This is a genomic window from Microbacterium capsulatum, assembly GCF_030865425.1.
Taxonomy (GTDB): Bacteria; Actinomycetota; Actinomycetes; order Actinomycetales; family Microbacteriaceae; genus Microbacterium; species Microbacterium capsulatum.
Genome location: NZ_JAVFCB010000001.1, coordinates 319,707 through 340,332 on the forward strand (window position 1 = coordinate 319,707; position 20,626 = coordinate 340,332).

The window sequence follows — 20,626 nt, forward strand, 5'->3', positions numbered from 1 at the left end:
ACGCGCGGCGGATCGGATTCCGCTCGGGGAGCGACAGCGGTCATGGAACGATGGATCCATGAGCTCCGCGAACCTCACCCGCTCCGAGACGGCCGCGCGATCCGCCGCCGTCGCCCTGCACCGGATCCGTCTCGAGCTGGACGTCACGGGATCCGTGGACGCCGCCCGCACCGGGTTCCCGGTGACGACGACGCTCGAGTTCGACGCGACCGAACCCGCCACATGGGTGGACTTCCTCGGCGAGGCGGTGCACGATGTCGTGCTCAACGGCGTGCCGCAGGACGTCCGCTACGACGGCGCTCGGATCCTGCTGGACGGTCTCGCAGACAGCAACACGGTCGTGATCCGCGCCACCGGCGCCTACAGCCGCTCGGGCGAGGGACTGCACCGCTTCGTGGACCCGGTCGACGGCGCGACCTACCTGTACACGCACGACGAGCCCGCGGACGCCCGCCGTTTCATGCCGTGCTTCGAGCAGCCCGACATGAAGGCGGCGATCACCGTCGTCGTGACCGCGCCGGCCGGCTGGCAGGTGCTGTCGAACCAGTCCGCCGTCCGGATCAGCACGGCGGGCGACGCCCAGACCGTCGAGTTCGCGCCGACGCTGCCGCTGTCGAGCTACATCACCTGCATCGCCGCCGGCCCGTACCACCGGGCGGAGTCGGAGTGGCGCCGCGGCGACACGGTCGTGCCGCTGGCCGCGTTCTGCCGTGCATCGCTGGCCGCGCACCTCGACTCCGACGAGATCTTCACCCTCACCAAGCAGGGCCTGGACTTCTTCACCGACGCGTTCGCCTTCCCCTACCCGTGGGGCAAGTACGACCAGATCTTCGTCCCCGAGTACAACATCGGCGCGATGGAGAACCCCGGCCTCGTGACCTTCACCGAGAACTACATCTTCCGCGGCGCGGCGACCCGCGCACAGCACCAGGCGCGGGCGAACACGCTCCTGCACGAGATGGCGCACATGTGGTTCGGCGACCTCGTCACGATGCGCTGGTGGGACGACCTGTGGCTCAAGGAGTCGTTCGCGGACTACATGGGTTCGCACGCCTCCGCGGCCGCGACCGAGTTCACCGAGGCCTGGGCCTCCTTCGCGAACCGCCGCAAGGCGTGGGCGTACACGCAGGACCAGCTGCCCAGCACGCACCCGATCGTCGCCGACATCCCGGACCTCGAGGCGGCGAAGCTGAACTTCGACGGCATCACCTATGCGAAGGGCGCCTCCGTGCTCAAGCAGCTGGTGGCGTTCGTCGGCGAGGACGCCTTCTTCGATGGCGCCCGCCGGTACTTCGCCCGGCACGCGTACGGCAACACGACGCTCGACGATCTGCTCGTGGAGCTCGAGGAGGCGTCCGGCCGGGACATGCGCGCCTGGGCCGCCGCCTGGCTGCAGACCACGGGAATGAGCACGCTCAGCCTCGAACGGGACGCCGAGGGCGGCGCCGTGATCGTGCAGACCGATCCCCGGTCGCACGTGCTGCAGGTGGGGCTCTACGACCTCGTGGACGCTGCGCTCGTGCTGCGCGAGCGGATCCCGGTGGACATCGCCGACGAGCGCACCCCGGTGGAGCTGCCGGACGCCGCCCTGACGCTGCTCAACGACGGCGACCTCACCTACGCCAAGGTGCGCCTCGACCAGCGCTCGCTGAGAGCGGTCGAACACGCCCTGTCGACCCTGCCCGACACGCTCGCGCGCGGCCTGGTCTGGTCGGCACTGTGGAACGCGACCCGCGACGGCGAGCTCGCGGTGGTCCGCTATCTGGAGATCGTCGCGGCGCACGCGCCGGGCGAGACCGACAGCGCGCTGCTGAACGGCGTACTGCTGAACGCCCCGTTCGCGATCGCCCACTACCTGCCGGACACGGAGCGCACCGCCGCCCGTGCCGCGTGGCTCGATGCGACCTGGTCGTCTCTGCAGCGCGCCGAGGCCGGAGGCGACGCGCAGCTGCTCTGGGCGCGCGCCTTCGCGGCCGCGGCGTCGCTCGATGACGCGAGGCATGCGGATGCTGCCGCACTCCTCGCCGGGTTCGGCCCCGAGGGGCTCCCGCTCGACCCCGACCTGCGCTGGGCGCTGCTCACGGCTCTCGTGACCACCGGGCACGCCGGGCCGGATGAGATCGCCGCCGAGCAGCTCCGCGACGACACCGCGAGCGGCAGGACCGCGGCCCTCGCCGCGACCTCGTCCGTGCCGACCGCCGAGCGCCGCGCCGAGGACTGGCGGGCCGCGTGGACCGATACGAGCCTCACGAACGACCACCTCGACGCCGTGATCGCCGGGTTCGGCGCGGGATCCAGGCGCGACCTCACCGAGCGCTTCGACGTGGAGTACTTCGAACGGATCGGATCCGCCTGGGCGGACCGCTCGATCGAGATCGCCAAGAGGCTCGTGATCGGGCTGTTCCCCGACCCCGAGTCGACCGGGCTCGTCGACGTGTGGCTGGACGCGCACGCGGAGGCTCCTGCTGCCCTGCGGCGTCTGATCCTGGAGCAGCGCGATCACCAGCAGCGCGCGATCCGGGTGCGGGCCGCCCAGCCGTCGCTCGGCTGATACCGGCCGGTCCCTGAACCGGTCGGTCCCCGATCCTGTCGGTCCCTGGGCCTGCCGGTCCCCGATCCTGTCGAAGGACCCGGGCTCGCTCGCGTCGGTCGATCCCGTCGCCGCGCCGCGGTTCTAGAGTGTGGCCATGACGTTCGCGACCCTCGCGCTCATCGTGCTCGTCGGGCTGACGGGACCGCTGCTGTCGGCGCGCCCGTCGTGGCGCGTGCCGGTGATCGCCGGCGAACTGCTCGCCGGCCTCGTTGTCGGTGCGTCGGGGTTCGGCTGGGTGGATTCCACGGAGCCGACGCTGACCCTGCTCGCCGAGGTCGGGTTCGGGCTGATCATGCTGGTGATCGGATCGCACATCCCGATCCTCGATCGCACGGTCCGCGCGGCCGTCGGCCGGGGCGCGCTGGGTGCGGGAGCAGTCGCGGTCGTCGCGGTCGGGCTCGGCGTCGCGGTCGCCGCTCTGTTCGGCAATGAGCACGGCGCGGTGTACGCCGTGCTCATCGCCTCGTCCTCGGCGGCGCTGGTTCTGCCGATGCTGCAGTCGCTCGGGATATCCGCCGACTCCGCCGCGCAGCTCATCGCGCAGATCGCCCTCGCCGATGTCGCCTGCATCGTCGCGCTGCCGCTGGTCATGCAGCCCTCGCGCGTGCCGTTGGTCGCCCTGGGCGGCATCGTCATCGCGGTCATCGGCGTCGCGCTCACCCTCGTGCTCCGACGCTTCGGTGAGGAGCGCCTGGGGAGGGTGCACCACGTCTCCGAGTCGCGGAAGTTCGCGCTCGAACTGCGCTTCAGTCTGCTCGCGTTGTTCGGACTCGCCGCGATCGCGCAGTTCACGCACGTGTCCGTCATGATGGCCGGCTTCACCCTCGGTCTCGTGCTGTCGGCGGTCGGCCAGCCGCGCCGGCTCGCGCATCAGCTGTTCGGGATGACCGAGGGCTTCTTCGGCCCGCTGTTCTTCGTCTGGCTCGGATCCTCGATCGATCTGCGCAACCTCCTCAGTCACCCGCAGATGATCCTGCTCGGCGTCGTGCTCGGCCTCGCGGCCGTCGCCGCCCACCTCGTCGCCCGTGTCGTCGGACTGCCCTGGGCGCAGACCGTGGCCTCCGCGGGCCAGCTCGGTGTTCCCGTGGCGGCCGTGGCCCTCGGGGTGCAGACGAAGGCGCTCCTGCCCGGCGAGGGCGCCGCGATCGTGCTCGGCGCGCTCGTCGCGATCGTCTGCTCCTCGGTCGCCGTGGCCGCGGTGTCCCGGGGGCGGACGGCGGTTCGGGTCGCACCCCCGGCGCCGCAGAATCCGTCGCCGGGTGCCACCGCCCCGGGTGGCTGACGTCCGCTCGCGGCTACAGGAGCGCCTGGACCGCGTCGCCGTAGACCTGCTCGACGCCGCGCGTGCTCGTGCCGGGCAGCCTGGTCAGGAAGTGGGCGAGATGCCCGTAGGCGGCCATCGACTCCGCGGCGATGTCGGGGTGATCGGCGCGGTAGCCCGCCTCATAACAGGGGCGCGCAAGGATCTCGTCGCTCGGGATGTAGCCGGGAACCTCGTTCGCGTAGGCGGTGAACCAGAGCCGCTCCGTCCCGCCGTGCTCCGCGCGGAGCCGTTCCGCGTACCCCGAGACGACCTCGCCGCCCGAGAAGATCATGCTCAGGCCGGGAGCGCCGTCGATCCGCCAGCGCTGCACGGGGAGCGGGATCGTCGTCTCGAGCGGCTCGGACGCATCGTCGACGAGCCGGGCCATCGTCTCGCCGTGCCGTCGTTCGTAGGCCGTCACGCCCGATGCCTCGCGCGCCAGGAACGCCGCCCTGAGCATCGCGCGCGCCCCCGGTGCGTCGACGACGTCCAGGGGCAGGTCCACCTCGGTCAGGACCGTCGAAATCGGAGTCTTCAGAAGGCGCCCGGGCGTCCGGATCTCGGCCGCGATCGCCCGCCCGAGGCTCCGCCCGTAGGCGGCGGACCGCGCGTAGCCGTCCGTCTTCACCGGGTTCTGGTCTCCGGCTGGCCCCAGGACGAACTGCGCGAAGCATCCCGGGTGGGTCGCCTCGATCTCGTCGACGGCGGCGCCCGGGTAGTCCGGATCGAAGAGAGCTCCCCGTCCGCCGGCGACGGGATGCGCGCCGTAGCTGAACAGGACGGCGCGCGGGGCGCCGTCCAGGGCGCGCGCGACCAGGACCGGCACGTCTCGCTCGGCGTGGGCGAGACCGACTCGGTTGAACGCGAAGTCCGCCTCGGACACACGGCAGTCGAGCGTGCACGTCGTCCGCGCGGCGCCCAGAGCGTCCCGGACCAGCGCGACGATCCGGGTCACCAGCCGGTCGGAGTATTCCTCGACCTCCCGGAGATCCGTGAGGGCGTATGTGACATACGGTTCGAGGCGCTCGATCAGCACGGGACCGTTGTGGGTGTGGCCGGCGTTCAGGACGAAGTCCGCGGAGGCGATGCCGAGCTCGACGACCCGGTCGCGGATCCGCCGATGGATCGTCCGTCCGAACGCGAGCACATCCGCTGTGACGACGGCCTTGGGAACGCCGTCGTCCCAGAGCACCGTGCATCGGGCCAGGAGCGGTGCGTTCGTGCCCTCCGCACGGCGCGGCTCAGCCTCCGTCGCGTACCCCGCCAGGGGATAGCCCGCGGGCGGAGTGATGTCGACCTTCGCCGTCGAGACCTGCAGCGGCGCTCCGGCAGGCGGGAACACCGTCATCCCCATCACGGTCCGCACGATCCACGGATGCGCGTGATCGTCGGCGATGCGGGTCATGCCGAGCTTCTCGGCCACGCGGCGCGACGCGGTGTTGTCGGGATGGATGATCGCGGTCAGCGTCGTCGACGGGAACTCCCGCCGGACGAGGTCGAGGCAGGCCAGAGCCGCCTCGGTGGCGAGGCCCTCACGCTGTCTGTCGGGGCGCACGTGGTACCCGACCTCGCGCACGGCGATCCCGTTGTACGACTGCCAGGTCACCCCGCAGTCGCCGAGGAACTCGCCCTCCAGACTCTCGATGACCCACAGCCCGAGGCCGTGCTCTTCGTAGCGCCGGCGCTGGTTCGCGATCCAGGCGTGCGCCTCGTCGCGCGACAGCGGCGCGGGGTAGAACGCCATGACAGCAGGATCGCCCAGCAGGTCGGCCATCGCGTCGAGGTCGTCCTCGCGCATATCCCGGAAACGGATCCGCAGGGTGGGGTCGGGCAGGAGGCGGCGCGTGGCGGGGGAGTCCGCCACGCTCACACCTCGATCGAGTCGCCCGGTGCCAGCTCGAAGAACTCGCCGCCGTTCTGCTCCGTCGCCCACTGCAGACGCCCGCGGTGCATGTTCGCGCCGATCACGGACAGCGTCATGTCGTGGGTGCCGAACGCGCGGCGGGGCTTGACGGCGAGCACGTAGTCCATCGCCTCGCCGATCTTCAGCCAGGGGGCGCCGAGCGGAGCCGCGAGCGTTCCGACCTCGACGCCCTCGGGCACCGCGTACGAGTCGCCCGGGTAGTAGAACTCGTCGTCGACGAGGACGCCGACGTTGTCGACGATCGGGAGGGACGAATGGATCTCGGCGTGCCGGCCGCCGAAGAATCGCAGCGAGAAGTCGCCCACCTGCACGGTGTCTCCGGGCGCGACCACGGTGATGTCGTAGCCCGAGGCGGCGCGCGCCACTCCCTCGGGGGCGAGGATCGGCGTGCCGGGGGCGTCCCGGAGGATCCGGTCCAGGTGCTCCGGGGTCCAGTGATCGGCGTGCTCGTGGGTGATCACGATGCCGACCAGATGCGCGAGTCCGTCCAGCGGCAGGGTGTAGCTGCCCGGGTCGATGAGGAGCGTCTGGCCGTGTGCCTCGAGGCGGAGCGAGGCGTGCTCATGCTTGGTGATGCGCATGGTCCGAGGGTAATCCCGCCGGGGCGCGACACACCCGGGAGTCGTGACGGACTCGCCTCGATTTGGCGCGCGTTCGGCCGCATGTCATACTTGAACGGTTGTCGCGGGACGGAAAAGTTCCGCGGGAATGGCCCCATCGTATAGCGGCCTAGTACGCCGCCCTCTCACGGCGGTAACGCGGGTTCGAATCCCGCTGGGGTCACAGTGAGAACGAAAGCCCTCCGGAATCCGGAGGGCTTTCGTCATGCCCGGGGACATCGACCGACGCGCGGGGGTCACCGGGTTATCGGCCAAAAAGAGTGGATGGGGTCGGGCGTGTCAGTGCTCGCCGATCCATCCGGCCCGTGACCAGAGGCCGTCGGATGCGTCGAGTCCGGTGCCGTAGAGCTCAGGCCCGTCGGGTTCTTCCGCGGGTGGCTGGTCGGGCGGCGGGTGCGGGGGTGGGCGAGGTCAAGGCTCGCGGGTCGCGTTCCGCTGCTGATGGAGGATGCAGGGTTAGATGCGCGCGCCGGGCCAACGATTTGCGCGCGGCTCATTGCCACCCCACAACGGTGTCGGTGTCGGTGATCGCGATGATGGCGATCCTCGTCTTTGGTGTCTCCTCACGGAGTATCTTGCGGAGACAAGCCATGGGCTGTGTAGCTACTTAGCACAGATGCTAGAGTGCGAATCATGCAAGAAAGTGTCAGCGACATCTTCGAGGCGCTTGCGCACCCCACGCGCCGGCAGATTCTCCAGGACCTGAAGGGTGGGGAGCTTGCGGCAGGCGAGATCGCCGCGAAGTTCACTACATCCGGCCCCACCATTTCTCGCCATCTCGGGGTGCTTCGAAACGCGGGCCTAGTGAGCGAGCGCCGTGACGGGAATCGGATCCTGTATTCCCTTGTCGGGGACCGGTTGGCGCTGTCGGTCGGGGATTTCCTTTCGACGGTGTGCCCGGAGCAGATTGTGATGCGTGAAGTGCGAAAGAGGACCAGTCCGTCGGCACGCAATGCGAAAAGCGCGACCGCATGAGCGGGTTCAAGACACTTCGTGCGCAGGTACGTCGTCGTCTTCTCATTAGCTACCGAGTGAATCCAGACGTGGCTCAGACCCTGATCCCAGAACCGTTCCGTCCGCAGATCGTGGACGGCAGCGCTGTTGCAGGCGTCTGTATGATCGGGCTCCAGTCGGTTCGACCCGGTTGGATTCGCCCTCGATTGGGGTTACGGAGCGAGAACGTCGCTCATCGGATTGCCGTTGAGTGGGACGAAGACGGCGTCACGCGAAGCGGCGTGTACATCGTGGAACGTCACAGCTCATCGCTGCTGCCCGTCCTAGCGGGTGGCCGGCTCTTTCCCGGAGTTCAGAAACGTGCGCGATTCACGCTCGACGAGACGACATCGCGGTTCCGGGTGGCCATGTCCGCTCGCGGAATTCGAGTTGCCGTCGATGTGGAGCTTGGTGGCCCGTGGAACAGCTCCCTGTTCTCGACCGTCGAAGAGGCCTCCTCATTCCACGAACACGGCGCAGTCGGTTGGTCACCCCGGAGGGACGGTAGGGGAGTGGAGCCACTCGAGTTGACGTCGACCGACTGGATGGTGGAACCGGGACGCGTGATCAGTGTTCAATCGTCGTTCTTTGACCAGCTCCCTGAAGGGGCCGCCGTTCTAGACAGCGTGGTCGTGATGCGGGATCTTCCGTTTTTCTGGGATACGCCGGCAATTGTGCCGGAGCGAGTCGCAAGCGATTCAAGCTCGGTGCTGTGAGTCATTGGTCGAGTCTTTCCGAGACCGCCGTTCCTCCGACTCCACGCGCATAGCAGCCTTGCGCCCTGAGCGTCCGCGTCAAGGGTGCAGCTTCGCTGCAACGCGAACCGACGCGCAGTGCCCTTGACTCGGATCCCAGGCGCCACCATCAGCTGTGGGAAGTCGGAGTGGTCAGGAACATTGGGTGGCGAGGCCTGTCTAGTGCCTGGCGAGGTGGCAACAGAGGGGCAACAGATGTATGAGAACTCGTGTGATCTGGATGGCTCGCAGCGATCTCGAACGCCACGGATCTACTGGGACCGCGCGCAAACGGGCACCAAATCCCGTCGCCCCTTCGCCCCTTCGCCCTCTCGCGGCGGTAACGCGGGTTCGAATCCCGCTGGGGTCACAGTGAGAACGAAAGCCCTCCGGAATCCGGAGGGCTTTCGTCATGCCCGGGGGACATCGACCGACGCGCCCGGCCGCACGCCGCGGGAATGCTACGCCCGGTGACATGCGTTCGCATGGATGTGACCGCTGCGACCTACCCTGGTGAGATGCCCGAGAACCCGACGTCCGACGTGTCCGCCGAGGCGGCCCACGCCCAGTGGAAGGCCGACCGGCTCGCCGCGGTGACCTCCCCGCAGGGCAACCTCGCTCTGATCGAGACGCGCTGGCTGGAGCCCGGCGACACGACGACGGCCGCCCAGGCGGCGGAGGGCCTGCCGAGCACCGTCGTGGTGACCGAGCTCACCCGCCGCCACCTCACCACCGGCGAGCCCGAGCGCGGCCTGCGGTTCTGGGACTCGGCGTCGCTCCGCAACCAGGAGTTCGAGGGCATCGAGACGTTCGCCTACGACCCGGCCTGGCGCCTCACCGGCACGTTCACGCCCCTCGACGGCGGCCGTGCCGTGCCGTACGAGCACCTGCGCGACAACGGCTTCACCCGCGAGCTGCCCGTCCCCGGTGACCTTGCGGTGACCATCGACGGCACGGACTACGACCTGGACGCCTTCGACGACGGCGGCACGCTGCTGCTCGTCTTCGGCGACCCCACCAACCGCAGCGAGGACCCGGCGCAGCGCACCTACGGCCCCGGACGGTTCCTGTTCGTGCAGGACGACTCCGGCCGCACGGACGGTCCGCGCGAGGTCGTGCTCGACTTCAACCGCGCGTTCGTGCCGCCCTGCGGCTTCTCCGACCAGTACAACTGCCCGCTGCCCCCGCTCGCGAACCGCATCGCGACCCCGGTGACCGCGGGGGAGCGGATCCCGCTCCCGGACGCGCACTGACCCGAAACCCCGACATCGATCCGCCCGCACCGGCGGATCCCGCACCACCGAAACGCCCTGCAGAGGACCCCTTGATGAAGATCTCCCGGATCGCCGGCGTCGCCGCCGCCCTCACCGTCGTCGCCGTGCTCGCGACGGCCTGCTCCTCCGGCTCCACCGCCGGCGGCGGCAAGGCGAACACCGACGCCACCATCCAGATCGGCTCGCTCGCCGCGCCGCGCAACCTGTCCAACGTGGACGCGGGGGGCCAGGGCGTGACCGAGGCGCTCAACGGCAACGTGTACGAGGGCCTGTTCCAGCTCACCGACGACGGCAAGGTCGTCAAGCGGCTCGCCACGGACTACCAGGTCAGCGCCGACGGCCTCACGTACACGGTCAAGATCCGCTCCGGGGTGAAGTTCCACTCCGGCAAGGCGCTCACCAGCGCCGACGTGAAGTCGTCGCTCGAGCGCGTGCTGGCCGACAGCTCGCAGTCCGCCCGCAAGTCGCAGCTCGCCGTCGTCGCGAGCGTGGACACCCCGGACCCGCAGACCGTCGTGTTCCACCTGAAGTCCCGGTCCATCTCGTTCCCGTACAACCTCACGTACGTGTGGATCGTGAACACCGACGCGAAGGACCTGAAGACCGCCGAGGACGGCACCGGCCCGTACACGGTCGACCAGTTCAAGCGCGGCACCTCGCTCTCGCTCAAGCGCTTCCCGGGCTACTGGGGCACCGCCGCGAAGAGCAAGGAGGTCGTCTTCACGTACTTCACCGACGCCTCCGCGCTCTCCAACGCTCTGCTCACGAACGCCGTCGACATCGTCACCCAGGTGCAGAGCCCCGACGCGCTCAAGCAGTTCACCGGCAACAAGGCGTACACGGTCTCCGAGAACACCTCCACGGTCAAGGAGCTGCTCGCCTTCAACGACAGGGTCGCTCCGTTCGACGACAAGCGCGTGCGCAAGGCGATCACCCAGGCGATCGACAACAAGAAGCTCCTCGAGTCGATCTGGGCCGGTCGCGGCACGCTGATCGGATCCATGGTGCCGCCGACCGACCCGTGGTACGAGGACCTCACCAAGGTGAACCCGTACGACCCCGCCGCCGCCAAGGCGCTGCTGGCCCAGGCGGGGCAGTCGAACCTCGCGTTCACGATCGACACCCCGTCGTACGACCCGCACCCGGCGACCGCCGAGTTCATCAAGTCGGAGCTCGCGAAGATCGGCGTCACCGTCACGATCAACCCGATCACCGAGGACCAGTGGTACACGAACGTGTTCCAGAAGAAGGCCTTCACGGCGACGCTCCAGGAGCACGTCAACGACCGCGACCTGGTCTGGTACGGCAACCCGAACTTCTACTGGGGCTACAACAACCCGCAGGTGGTGCAGTGGGTCGCCGACGCCGAGCAGGCGACCACGACCGACGAGCAGACCGCGATCCTGAAGAAGGTCAACACGCAGATCGCGGACGACGCGGCCAGCGACTGGCTGTTCCTCGCCCCGCAGATCGTCGTGTCCTCGAGCTCCGTGAAGGGGTACCCTGTCCACGGTCTGAACTCCCAGTTCTTCGTGGCGGGCATCGAGAAGACCCAGTGACCCGCGCCCGGAGGCGCACCGGGAGGAGAGGAGCGCGGTGACCCGGTATCTGGTGCGTCGCCTCTTCTTCCTCGTGCTGTCGTTCGTCGTCGGCATGCTGGTGGTGTTCCTGCTGCTGCGGGTGCTGCCGGGGGATCCGGCGAACGCGCTGATCTCGCTGAACGCGACGCCGGAGCAGATCCGGGCGGCGCGCGAGCAGGTCGGATCCGACAAGCCCGTGCTCGTGCAGCTGGTCGCCTGGCTGGGCGGGATGCTCCGGGGCGATCTGGGCACGTCGTTCACCTCCGGAGCGCCGGTGGCGGGCGACATCGCCCAGCGGCTCGCCGTGACGCTGCCGCTCGCGCTGATCTCGTTCCTGATCGCGACGCTGCTGGCTGCCGTGATCGGCGTGGTCGCCGCCACCCGGGCGCGGCGCTGGTACGGCGTGCTCCTGGGCGCGTTCACCCAGCTCGGCATCGCGGTGCCGGTGTTCTGGGTGGGTCTGCTCGCGGTGTGGCTGTTCGCGCTGACTCTGCGGCTGGCCCCGTCGGGCGGCTTCCCGCGGGACGACTGGGCGGATCCGGCCGCGGCGCTCACCTCACTCGCGCTGCCGATCCTCACGATCGTCGTGGTGATGAGCGCCTCGCTCGCGCGTTACGTGCGCTCGGCGACCCTCGACGTGCTCGACTCCGACTACCTGCGCACCGCGCGCGCCCTCGGCGAGAGCCGCACGGGCGCGTTCGTCGCGCACGGGCTGCGCAACGCCGCCGTGCCGGTGATCTCTATCCTCGGCATGGAGCTCGCCTCGACCCTGCTCGGCGCGGTCGTCGTCGAGTCGGTGTTCACCCTGCCCGGCCTCGGCGCGCTGCTCGTCAAGGCGGTGGGGGAGCACGACTACCCGAGCATCCAGGGCGTGCTGGTCGTGACGACGGCGCTCGTGCTGCTCATCGGCTTCCTCGCCGACGTCGTGCAGCGCCTCGTCGACCCGCGGCTCCGCGGCAGCATTTCGGCCAGGGCGGCTGGCGCATGAGCGGGCGGATCGGGCGGCGCGACGTCACGCTCACCGTCGGCGTGGCGCTCCTCGTGGCCCTCGCGGCAGCCGCGATCGTCTCCTTGTTCTGGACGCCGTTCCCGCTCGACGACACCTCCGGAGGCCGGTTGGCCCCTCCGGGAGGCGCGCACCTGTTCGGCACCGACCGGCTCGGACGCGACCTGTTCAGCCAGGTGCTCGCCGGCACCCGGATCGCGATGCTCGTCGGGATCGGATCCGTGGCTCTGGCGGCTCTCATCGGGATCATCATCGGCACCACGGCGGCCCTGCTGCCCGGCTGGATCGACGACGCGGTCTCCTCGTTCCTGGACGTGCTGATCGCGTTCCCGACCCTGCTGCTCGCAATGCTCATCGTCGCCGCCCGCGGTCCCGGCCTGGACACCGCGATCGTGGCGATCGGCATCGCCGGATCCGCGGTCGTGTCGCGCTTCAGCCGGATCCTGGTCAAGGGCGTGCTGTCGCGGAGCTTCGTGACCGCCGCGCGCACCTCGGGGGCGCCCACGCTCGGCATCCTCGCCCGTCACGTGCTGCCGAACATCTGGCCCGCGCTCGTCGTGAACCTCGCCGTTCTCTTCGGCGGCGCGATCATGGCCGAGGCTTCGCTGTCGTATCTCGGCCTCGGCGTCCCGCCGCCCAACTCGTCGCTCGGGCGGCTGCTGCAGGAGGCGCAGGGCACGGTGCTCACCTCGCCGTGGGGCGCGCTCATCCCCGGCGCGGTGATCGCGCTGCTCGTGCTCGGCGCGAACGCCGTCGCCGACGGCCTGCGGGAGCGGTTCGATCCGACGAGGCGGGGGAGGAGCTGATGGCCGCCGACCTGCAGGTGCGCGGACTCCGCATCGTCACCGACACGGGCGCCGAACTCGTCCGCGGCGTCGATCTCGACCTCGCCCCCGGCGAGCGGCTCGGGCTGATCGGCGAGTCCGGATCCGGCAAGACCCTCACCGGGCTCGCGCTGCTCGGCCTGCTCCCGCCCGGACTGAGGGCGAGCGGGTCCATCCGGCTCGGCGACACGGAGATCGTCGGCGCGCCGGAGCGCAGGCTGCAGCGCGTGCGCGGGGCGCGCATCGCCGCGGTGTTCCAGGATCCGTCCTCCGCGCTCGATCCGCTCATGCGCGTCGGCCGGCAGATCGCCGGTCCGCTGCGCCGGCACCGGGGCCTGCAGGGCGCCGCGCTCCGCCGGGCCGTGCGGGACGCCGCGCACGAGGTGCGGCTGCCCGATCCGGAGTCCCTGCTCGAACGGTTCCCCTACGAGCTGTCCGGCGGGCAGCGGCAGCGCGTTGCGATCGCGATGGCGCTGGCCTGCCGCCCGGATGTGCTGCTCGCCGACGAGCCCACGACCGCCCTCGACGTGACCGTCCAGGCCACCGTGCTCGAGCTCCTCGACGAGTCGGTGCGCCGGCACGGGATGTCGCTCGTCTTCGTCTCGCACGACCTCGCCGTGGTGGCCGGGATCGTCGATCAGGCCGTCGTCCTCCGCCGCGGCGAGGCCGTCGAGTCCGGCGACATGCAGCGGCTGGTGGCCGCCCCCGCGCACGAGTACACGCGCGGGCTGGTCTCCGCCGCCCGCCTGCTGGAATCGGCGCTCGACCGGCTGAGCGCCGGCGGAGCGGAACAAGGCCCCGCAGGAGAGGACGGTGAGCCCCGATGACCGCGCTGTTCACGCTGGACGCCGTCTCGCACCGCTACCGGCGCTCCGCCCCGGCGGCGCTGCAGGACGTGTCGTTCGAGATCGCCACCGGCCGCAGCCTGGGCCTCGTCGGCGAGTCCGGATCCGGCAAGACCACGATCCTCGGCCTCCTGCTCGGCCTGCTGCGGCCCACCGCCGGTCAGGTGCTCTTCGAGGGACGGGCGCCGGCGAGCGGGGCTCGCGCCTCGGTGCGTGCGTTCCGCCGCGCCGTGCAGCCGGTGTACCAGGATCCGTTCGCGTCGCTGGATCCGCGGCAGCGGGTCGACTCGATCCTCGCCGAGCCGTTGCGCTGGCTCGACGATGAGGGATCCGGCGACCGGCCGGATCGCCGCACGCAGCTCGTGTCCGCCCTGCAGGACGTCGAGCTCGACGCGGACGCGCTGCTGCGCTACCCGCACGAGTTCTCCGGCGGCCAGCGGCAGCGCATCGCGATCGCGCGCGCGCTCATCACCCGCCCCCGGGTGCTGCTGGCGGACGAGCCGGTGAGTGCGCTGGACCTGTCCACGCGGCTCGAGGTCGTCCGGCTGCTGGCCCGGCTGCAGGCCGAGCACGGCATGACCCTGGTGATGGTGTCGCACGACCTGTCGATCGTCGCCGAGCTGTGCACCGACGTCGTGGTGCTCCGGGGCGGGCGCGTGGTCGAGTCGGGGTCGACGGCGACCGTGCTGGCGGGTCCGCAGGACGAGTACACCCGCACGCTCATCGACGCGGTGCCGCGACTGCCGCAGGGCTGACCCGGATCACTCCTCGGCGGGCGCCTTCCCGCCCGCGCCCCGCGCCTTCCCGGCCCGGCGCAGCCGCACCACGCCCCAGACGAGCAGCACGATCACGAGCGCCACGGCCAGCCACGGCAGCAGGAACCCGACGGCGATGACGAGGGCGTTCAGCGACACGATCAGTCCGTGCCAGCCCGCGGCGACGCCGTCGCCGAACCCGGCCGGGTTCGCCGCCGCCGGGGCCTCACGGACGAGCGACACCTGCAGGGTCGACATCGCGACCTGGGACTCGAGGTCCTTGAGCTGCTGCTCGGCCCCCTGCAGCTGACTCTGCCGGTCGGTGAGTGCCGTCTCCGCCGCGAGCAGGTCGGCCACCGATGACGCCTGCGCCATCAGCTGGGTGAGCCGCTGCACCGAGGTCGTCAGCGATGCCACCCGCGCCCGCAGGTCGGTGGTCGTGCCGGTGACGTCGTCCTTGCTGAGCGAGGTCGACACGACCGTGCCCTCGGTGCGCAGGGCGTCCATGACCGTGGTGAGGTCGGCGGCGGGGATCCGCATCGTCACCCAGCCGTCGGTCTGCGGCAGCGGCGACACGATTCCGTTCGGCGTGACGCCGCCCTCGATCGGCGGCACGGACGAGCCGATCTGCTGGCTCTCGACGTAGCCGCCGTGCTTCTCGGCGAGGGCGCCGAGCGCGTCGGCGGCGGCGCGCACGTCCTTGACCTGCAGGGTGGCGGACCCGGTGCGGACGATGTCGCGCTGCGCCGTGGATGCGGACGGCGCCGACCCGACGGCGGACGAGGAGGAGGAGGAGGATCCGGAGTCCTTGGCGGTGCCGGCGAGCGACTTCGGGGCGGACACGCCCGTGGGTGCGGACGACACGGCGGATCCGGAAGACCCGACGCCGGTCACGGACAGCAGCGACGGGGTGACGAGCACGCCGACGACGAAGGCTGCGGCGACGCCGGCGGCGGCCAGCCAGCCGCGACGGCGGGAGCGGCGCCGTGTCGTGGTCCGGGCGCCGTCCCGCTCCTCGGCGATCTGCTCGAACACGGCCTGCTCGATGCGGTCCATCGTCTCGTCGGACAGGTCCGGCAGCTCGATCGGGGTCGTGCTCATGATGCGGTCTCCGTTCCGGTCACTGCGCCGCGCAGGCGAGTGCGCACGCGGGAGAGACGGTTGCGGACGACGCCGTGGCCCACGCCGAGCTGCCGGGCCGCGGCCTGATAGCCGTAGCCCTCGGTCGCGCACAGCCGGAAGATCTCCTGATCCAGGGTGCTCATGCCGCCGAGCTCCTCCGCGATCCGGCGGGCCAGCTCCGCATCGATCACCTGCTGCTCCACGTCGACGGTCGACGGGATCCGCTCGTCCGCATCCGGCGCGGTGTGCGCGCCGTCCCGCCGGCGCCGGCGCAGCCGGTTCGCCGTCTGGAAGCGGCAGATCGTCGCGAGCCAGGGCAGCAGCGACTCCCCGGCGAGCTCGAGCGCGGGCAGCTTCCGCCACGCGACGACGAACGTCTCCTGGGTGACGTCCTCCGCGTCACTGGCGTCGCCGAGGATCCCGTGCGCGATCCAGTAGACGGGTCGGGCGTACGCGCGGTACAGCGTGCGGAAGGCGTGCTCGCTCCCGGCCGCCGCCCGCGCGACGAGCGCCGCGTCGCCTGTGTCGTGTGCCATGCCGGCTCCGTTCGGTGTCTCTCACCTGAGAGTGTCGGCACCGCGGAGATCGTCTCGGAAGCGGCCGAATTCCTCGTTCGCTGGTCGCGGCACCCCCGGCGCAGCGCCGCCCAAACGCGGGGGGCGGCCCCCCCGGCCATATTCGGGTGGGGGGGGGCGCCTCCCGGCGTTCTCCGGCGCCGCAAGAGGGCGTGTCGCGACCAGCGAGGAGGATCAGCCCTTGCTGACGATCGGGATGTGCGGGTCGCGCTGGTGGCGCAGCCAGATCGTCGACAGCGCGGGCAGCGTGAGCGAGGCCCGCGGTGCCGCGTTCTCGACGTCGGTCGCGTAGACCAGTCCGAGATTGCCCTGGCCGTAGCCGCCGAACTCGGTCGCGTCGGTGTTCAGCACCTCGGTCCAGCCGCCCGCGAGCGGCAGGTCCAGAGGCACGCCGTGACGGGTGGTGCCGGAGAAGTTGCTGATCACCGCGAGGTTCCCGCCGTGCGCGTCGCGGCGCACGAAGGCGACGACGTTCGGATCCCACTCCGGCGCCCCGATCCGCGTGAATGACGAGCTGTCGTGGTCCCGCTCCCACAGCGGCGCGTTCGCCCGGTAGGTGCGGTTCATCGCGCCGATGAACTCCTGCAGCTGCAGGTGCGAGGGCTGTTCGAGCAGCCACCAGTCCAGACCCCGGTCCACCGACCATTCGGAGAGCTGACCGAACTCCTGCCCCATGAACAGCAGGTTCTTCCCCGGGTGGCCCCACATGTAGGCGAGATACGCCCGCGCGTTCGCGAGCTTGGCGGCGTGGTCGCCGGGCATCTTCGAGAGCAGGCTGCCCTTGCCGTGCACGACCTCGTCGTGGCTGATCGGCAGGATGTAGTTCTCGCCGAACGCGTACACGAACGAGAACGTCATCTCGCCCTGGTGGTGCGAGCGGTGCACCGGGTCGCGCTCGATGTAGACGAGCGAGTCGTTCATCCAGCCCATGTTCCACTTGAACCCGAAGCCGAGCCCGCCGTGGTCGGTCGGCGCCGTGACGCCGGGGAAGCTGGTGGACTCCTCGGCGATCATCATGATGCCCGGGTGCTTCCGGTAGGCGGTCGCATTGACCTCCTGCAGGAACCGGATCGCCTCCAGGTTCTCCCGGCCGCCGTGCACGTTCGGCTCCCACTCGCCGTCCTCGCGGGAGTAGTCGAGGTAGAGCATCGAGGCGACCGCGTCGACCCGCAGCCCGTCCGCGTGGAACTGGTCGAGCCAGTACAGCGCGTTCGCGACGAGGAAGTTGCGCACTTCGTTGCGGCCGTAGTCGAAGATCAGCGTGCCCCAGTCCTTGTGCTCGCCGCGGCGCGGGTCCGGGTGCTCGTAGACCGCCTCGCCGTCGAACTTCGCCAGCGCGAAGGAGTCCCGGGGGAAGTGCCCCGGCACCCAGTCGATGATCACGCCGATCCCGGCCTGGTGCAGCCGGTCGATCAGGTGGCGCAGGTCGTCCGGGTCGCCGTAGCGGTGCGTCGCGGCGTAGTACCCGGACACCTGGTAGCCCCAGGATCCGCCGAACGGGTGCTCCGCGACCGGCATGAACTCCACGTGCGTGAACCCGGTCGCCGTGACGTGCCCGATCAGGTCGTCGGCGAGCTCGCGGTAGCTGAGACCGGGCCGCCAGGATCCGAGGTGCACCTCGTACACCGACATCGGCTGCGCGACCGCGTGGGTCGCCGCGCGGCGGGTCATCCAGGCGCCGTCGCCCCAGTGGTACTCGGAGCGGGTGACGATCGACGCGGTCGCCGGCGGGTTCTCCGCGAGCTGCGCCATCGGATCCGCCTTGAGGATCCAGTCCCCGCGCCGGGTGAGGATCTCGTACTTGTAGTGCGCGCCGACGTCGACACCGGGCAGGAACAGCTCCCACACCCCGCTCGAGCCCATCGAGCGCATCGCGTCGAGGCGGCCGTCCCACTCGTTGAAGTCGCCGACGATGCGCACCGCCTTGGCGTGCGGCGCCCACACCGAGAACGCGGTGCCGCGGTCGCCGTCGATCACCCGGGGGTGCGCGCCGAGCGCCTCCCAGAGCCGCTCGTGCCTGCCCTCGCGGATGAGATGCAGGTCGAGCTCGCCGATCGTCGGCGCGTGCCGGTACGGATCGTCCGCGATCCAGTCCGGCGCGTTCGTGTACGTCGCGAAGATCTTGTAGCCGCCCAGCGGGCCGCTCACTTCGCCCTCCCAGATCCCGTCGGCGAGGTGGGTGAGGGGCACCTCGTCGCCGCCCTCCACGAGAACCGAGACGGTCTTCGCGAGCGGGCGCAGAGCCCGCACGATCGTGGTCCGTCTGCCGCCCTGATCCGGCTGGGGGTGCGCCCCCAGCACGGAGTGCGGGTCGTGGTACGAACCCGAGGCCACGGCCTCGAGCACGCCGGGGTCGATCGCAATCGCAGTGTTCATCGCTGCCCCTTCACGTGGAGGATGTGCACCGGCTCCGTGAAGGCGTCCAGGCGCACGAAGTTGTGATCCGCCCAGGTCCAGGCGGATCCGGTCACGAGGTCCTCGACCTCGTATTCCGTTCCGGGCTCGACGCCCCACGCGAGGGTGTCGAGGTGCACGGTCGTCTGCCGCACGGAGTGCGGGTCGACGTTGGCGACCACGATGATCGTGTCGTTCACGCCCGTGCCGGTGAAGGGTGCGTCCAGGTGCTTCGAGAACACCAGGATCGCGTCGTCGTCGCTCCAGTGCACCCGCAGGTTCCGCAGCTGGCGGAGCGCCGGGTGGGCGCGGCGGATCTCGTTGAGCCGGGTGAGGAACGGCGCGAGGGAACGACCCTCCGCCTCCGCCTTCGCCCAGTCGCGGAGCTTGTACTCGTACTTCTCGTTGTCGATGTTCTCCTCGGACCCGGGCCGCGCGACGTTCTCGTACAGCTCGTAGCCGGCGTACACGCCGTACAGCGGCGCTCCCGTGGCGGCGATCGCGGCGCGGATCCGGTAGGCGGCCCTGCCGCCGAACTGCAGGTACTCGGTGAGGATGTCGGGGGTGTTCACGAACAGGTTCGGGCGCATGTAGTCGGCGGTCTCGTACGACACCGACCGCAGGAACTCCTCGAGCTCGGCCTTGGTGTTGCGCCAGGTGAAGTAGCTGTAGCTCTGCTGGAACCCGGCCGCCGCGAGGCCCCGCATCGGGGCGGGACGGGTGAACGCCTCCGCGAGGAACACGACGTCCGGATGCTTCGTGTTCACGGTGCGGATCAGCCACTCCCAGAACCGCAGCGGCTTGGTGTGCGGGTTGTCCACGCGGAAGATCCGCACGCCCTGCGAGATCCAGTGCTCCACGATCCGCAGCACCTCGGTGTACAGGCCCACCGGGTCGCGGTCGAAGTTCAGCGGGTAGATGTCCTGGTACTTCTTCGGCGGGTTCTCCGCGTAGGCGATCGTGCCGTCGGGCAGTTCGGTGAACCAGTCCGGATGCGCGGCCACCCACGGGTGGTCGGGGGCGGCCTGCAGGGCAAGGTCGAGCGCGACCTCGAGGCCGAGTCCGTTCGCCTTCTTCACGAACGCGCGGAAATCGGCGAGGGTGCCGAGATCGGGGTGCACGGCGTCGTGGCCGCCCTCGGCGGCGCCGACCGCCCACGGTGAGCCCGGATCGTCCGGCCCCGCGGTGAGGGTGTTGTTCGGTCCCTTGCGGTGCACGCGGCCGATCGGATGGATCGGCGGCAGGTAGACCACGTCGAAGCCCATTCCGGCGACGGCGGGGAGGCGCTCGGCGGCGGAGGTGAACGTGCCGCTCGCGATCGTGCCGTCCTCGGTGCGGGTGGCCCCCTCGGAGCGGGGGAAGAACTCGTACCAGGCGGCGGCTCCTGCGAGCGTGCGCTCGACGAGGATCGTCTGCCACGGCGTGGCCGAGTCGAGCGAGGCGATCGGGCGGTCCGCGAGGAGGGCGGCGAGTTCGGGATCCGTCGCGATCGCGAGGGCGTCCTCGGCGGATCCGGCCGGATCCGCGAGCGACTCGGCGATCGCGGCGAGCCGCTTGCGCTCCGGCTTCGGACGGTTCTTGTCGGTCGCGGCGCGGGCGAGGAGCCCGGCGCCGAGCGCCCGCATCAGGTCGACGTCCACGCCCGCGGCGATCTTGACCTCGGCGGCGTGCGCCCAGGTGGCGAACTCGTCGGCGAACGCCTCGAAGCGGAACGTCCAGGCGTGGGTCTCGTCGAGGGCCACGTCGACCTGCCAGCGGTCGGTGCCGTCGTTCAGCGGGGTGAGCCGGTGCAGGCTCTCCTCCCGGTTCGGGGTGCGCAGACGCAGGTGCACGCCGATCCGGTCGTGTCCGTCCCGGAACGCGACCACCCGGAACGGGACGACCTCGCCGGCGAAGGCCTTCGGGTGGAAGCCCTCGGGCGCTGCGGGCGACGGATCCGCGAGCGGGATCCGGCCCGTCTGCGCGTCCGCCGCATCGGTGGCCGGCAGCGCGCGGACGGGGATCCGTGCGGTGCTGCGAAGGGCATCGGCACGGGACTCGGCGGCAGTTCGTTCGGACACACCCTGAACCTACCGCGCTTGGGC

General features: G+C 70.6%; 16 protein-coding genes and 1 tRNA gene. 11 read left to right on the forward strand and 6 right to left on the reverse strand.

From position 1 onward, the window contains the following. The first annotated feature begins 58 nt into the window (after window positions 1-58). Both pepN and RBR11_RS01525 read left to right on the forward strand, forming a co-directional pair. Window positions 59-2,551 carry an aminopeptidase N gene (pepN, locus tag RBR11_RS01520; RefSeq protein WP_308487527.1) on the forward strand — a complete coding sequence of 831 codons (2,493 nt, stop codon included), beginning with the start codon at window positions 59-61 and terminating at the stop codon, window positions 2,549-2,551. A 136-nt stretch (window positions 2,552-2,687) separates the two neighbouring features. Next, a complete protein-coding gene (locus tag RBR11_RS01525; RefSeq protein ID WP_308487528.1) occupies window positions 2,688-3,875 on the forward strand; it encodes a cation:proton antiporter in 1,188 nt (395 codons plus the stop codon). A 13-nt stretch (window positions 3,876-3,888) separates the two neighbouring features. Here the strand turns inward: RBR11_RS01525 and RBR11_RS01530 are convergent, their stop codons facing one another. Both RBR11_RS01530 and RBR11_RS01535 read right to left on the reverse strand, forming a co-directional pair. Next, window positions 3,889-5,760 (reverse strand): GNAT family N-acetyltransferase, encoded by a 1,872-nt coding sequence (locus tag RBR11_RS01530; RefSeq protein WP_308487529.1) that lies wholly within the window; start codon window positions 5,758-5,760, stop codon window positions 3,889-3,891. Window positions 5,761-5,762: 2 nt separating this feature from the next. Further along, complete coding sequence (locus RBR11_RS01535) at window positions 5,763-6,401, reverse strand: MBL fold metallo-hydrolase (protein ID WP_308487530.1); 639 nt, start codon at window positions 6,399-6,401, stop codon at window positions 5,763-5,765. Window positions 6,402-6,530: 129 nt separating this feature from the next. Here RBR11_RS01535 and RBR11_RS01540 point away from each other — a divergent pair. The 9 genes from RBR11_RS01540 to RBR11_RS01580 all read left to right on the forward strand — a co-directional run bounded on the left by RBR11_RS01540 (window position 6,531) and on the right by RBR11_RS01580 (window position 14,451). Then, window positions 6,531-6,603: transfer RNA gene (locus tag RBR11_RS01540), tRNA-Glu, on the forward strand. Window positions 6,604-7,073: 470 nt separating this feature from the next. Next, window positions 7,074-7,415 (forward strand): metalloregulator ArsR/SmtB family transcription factor, encoded by a 342-nt coding sequence (locus RBR11_RS01545; RefSeq protein ID WP_308487531.1) that lies wholly within the window; start codon window positions 7,074-7,076, stop codon window positions 7,413-7,415. Further along, window positions 7,412-8,149 (forward strand): DUF2071 domain-containing protein, encoded by a 738-nt coding sequence (locus RBR11_RS01550; RefSeq protein WP_308487533.1) that lies wholly within the window; start codon window positions 7,412-7,414, stop codon window positions 8,147-8,149. The genes RBR11_RS01545 and RBR11_RS01550 overlap by 4 nt, the downstream gene beginning before the upstream one ends. Before the next feature lie 536 nt (window positions 8,150-8,685). Continuing rightward, window positions 8,686-9,420, forward strand: a complete 735-nt coding sequence (locus RBR11_RS01555; protein WP_308487534.1) for a DUF1684 domain-containing protein — start codon at window positions 8,686-8,688, stop codon at window positions 9,418-9,420. A 74-nt stretch (window positions 9,421-9,494) separates the two neighbouring features. Then, on the forward strand, window positions 9,495-11,000 hold the full coding sequence (locus tag RBR11_RS01560; RefSeq protein WP_308487535.1) for an ABC transporter substrate-binding protein: 1,506 nt from the start codon (window positions 9,495-9,497) through the stop codon (window positions 10,998-11,000). 37 nt (window positions 11,001-11,037) lie between these two features. After that, entirely contained in the window at window positions 11,038-12,009 is a 972-nt protein-coding gene (locus RBR11_RS01565; RefSeq protein WP_308487536.1) for an ABC transporter permease, read from the forward strand. Beyond that, window positions 12,006-12,833, forward strand: coding sequence for an ABC transporter permease (locus RBR11_RS01570; RefSeq protein ID WP_308487537.1), 828 nt, complete (start codon window positions 12,006-12,008; stop codon window positions 12,831-12,833). Before RBR11_RS01565 ends, RBR11_RS01570 begins: the two co-directional genes overlap by 4 nt. Further along, a complete protein-coding gene (locus RBR11_RS01575; RefSeq protein WP_308487538.1) occupies window positions 12,833-13,678 on the forward strand; it encodes an ABC transporter ATP-binding protein in 846 nt (281 codons plus the stop codon). The genes RBR11_RS01570 and RBR11_RS01575 overlap by 1 nt, the downstream gene beginning before the upstream one ends. Further along, window positions 13,675-14,451 (forward strand): ABC transporter ATP-binding protein, encoded by a 777-nt coding sequence (locus RBR11_RS01580; protein WP_308487539.1) that lies wholly within the window; start codon window positions 13,675-13,677, stop codon window positions 14,449-14,451. Before RBR11_RS01575 ends, RBR11_RS01580 begins: the two co-directional genes overlap by 4 nt. A 6-nt stretch (window positions 14,452-14,457) precedes the next feature. On the opposite strand, the gene RBR11_RS01585 is transcribed toward RBR11_RS01580, so the two are convergent. The 4 genes from RBR11_RS01585 to RBR11_RS01600 all read right to left on the reverse strand — a co-directional run bounded on the left by RBR11_RS01585 (window position 14,458) and on the right by RBR11_RS01600 (window position 20,602). Continuing rightward, window positions 14,458-15,552, reverse strand: a complete 1,095-nt coding sequence (locus RBR11_RS01585) for a DUF4349 domain-containing protein (protein WP_308487540.1) — start codon at window positions 15,550-15,552, stop codon at window positions 14,458-14,460. Further along, a complete protein-coding gene (locus RBR11_RS01590) occupies window positions 15,549-16,109 on the reverse strand; it encodes an RNA polymerase sigma factor (RefSeq protein ID WP_308487541.1) in 561 nt (186 codons plus the stop codon). The genes RBR11_RS01585 and RBR11_RS01590 overlap by 4 nt, the downstream gene beginning before the upstream one ends. Before the next feature lie 213 nt (window positions 16,110-16,322). Further along, window positions 16,323-18,524: a 1,4-alpha-glucan branching protein GlgB gene (glgB, locus tag RBR11_RS01595; protein WP_308487542.1), complete on the reverse strand. Its 2,202-nt coding sequence runs from the start codon at window positions 18,522-18,524 to the stop codon at window positions 16,323-16,325. Then, entirely contained in the window at window positions 18,521-20,602 is a 2,082-nt protein-coding gene (locus RBR11_RS01600; protein ID WP_373889750.1) for an alpha-1,4-glucan--maltose-1-phosphate maltosyltransferase, read from the reverse strand. Before RBR11_RS01600 ends, glgB begins: the two co-directional genes overlap by 4 nt. Between the last annotated feature and the right edge of the window lie 24 nt (window positions 20,603-20,626).

Bases quoted from the DNA above. Each gene is read 5' to 3' on its own strand.
- pepN (WP_308487527.1), top strand. From the start codon at position 59: ATGAGCTCCGCGAACCTCACCCGCTCCGAGACGGCCGCGCGATCCGCC.
- RBR11_RS01525 (WP_308487528.1), top strand. From the start codon at position 2,688: ATGACGTTCGCGACCCTCGCGCTCATCGTGCTCGTCGGGCTGACGGGA.
- RBR11_RS01535 (WP_308487530.1), bottom strand. From the start codon at position 6,401: ATGCGCATCACCAAGCATGAGCACGCCTCGCTCCGCCTCGAGGCACAC.
- RBR11_RS01545 (WP_308487531.1), top strand. From the start codon at position 7,074: ATGCAAGAAAGTGTCAGCGACATCTTCGAGGCGCTTGCGCACCCCACG.
- RBR11_RS01550 (WP_308487533.1), top strand. From the start codon at position 7,412: ATGAGCGGGTTCAAGACACTTCGTGCGCAGGTACGTCGTCGTCTTCTC.
- RBR11_RS01555 (WP_308487534.1), top strand. From the start codon at position 8,686: ATGCCCGAGAACCCGACGTCCGACGTGTCCGCCGAGGCGGCCCACGCC.
- RBR11_RS01560 (WP_308487535.1), top strand. From the start codon at position 9,495: ATGAAGATCTCCCGGATCGCCGGCGTCGCCGCCGCCCTCACCGTCGTC.
- RBR11_RS01570 (WP_308487537.1), top strand. From the start codon at position 12,006: ATGAGCGGGCGGATCGGGCGGCGCGACGTCACGCTCACCGTCGGCGTG.
- RBR11_RS01575 (WP_308487538.1), top strand. From the start codon at position 12,833: ATGGCCGCCGACCTGCAGGTGCGCGGACTCCGCATCGTCACCGACACG.
- RBR11_RS01580 (WP_308487539.1), top strand. From the start codon at position 13,675: ATGACCGCGCTGTTCACGCTGGACGCCGTCTCGCACCGCTACCGGCGC.
- RBR11_RS01585 (WP_308487540.1), bottom strand. From the start codon at position 15,552: ATGAGCACGACCCCGATCGAGCTGCCGGACCTGTCCGACGAGACGATG.
- RBR11_RS01590 (WP_308487541.1), bottom strand. From the start codon at position 16,109: ATGGCACACGACACAGGCGACGCGGCGCTCGTCGCGCGGGCGGCGGCC.
- glgB (WP_308487542.1), bottom strand. From the start codon at position 18,524: ATGAACACTGCGATTGCGATCGACCCCGGCGTGCTCGAGGCCGTGGCC.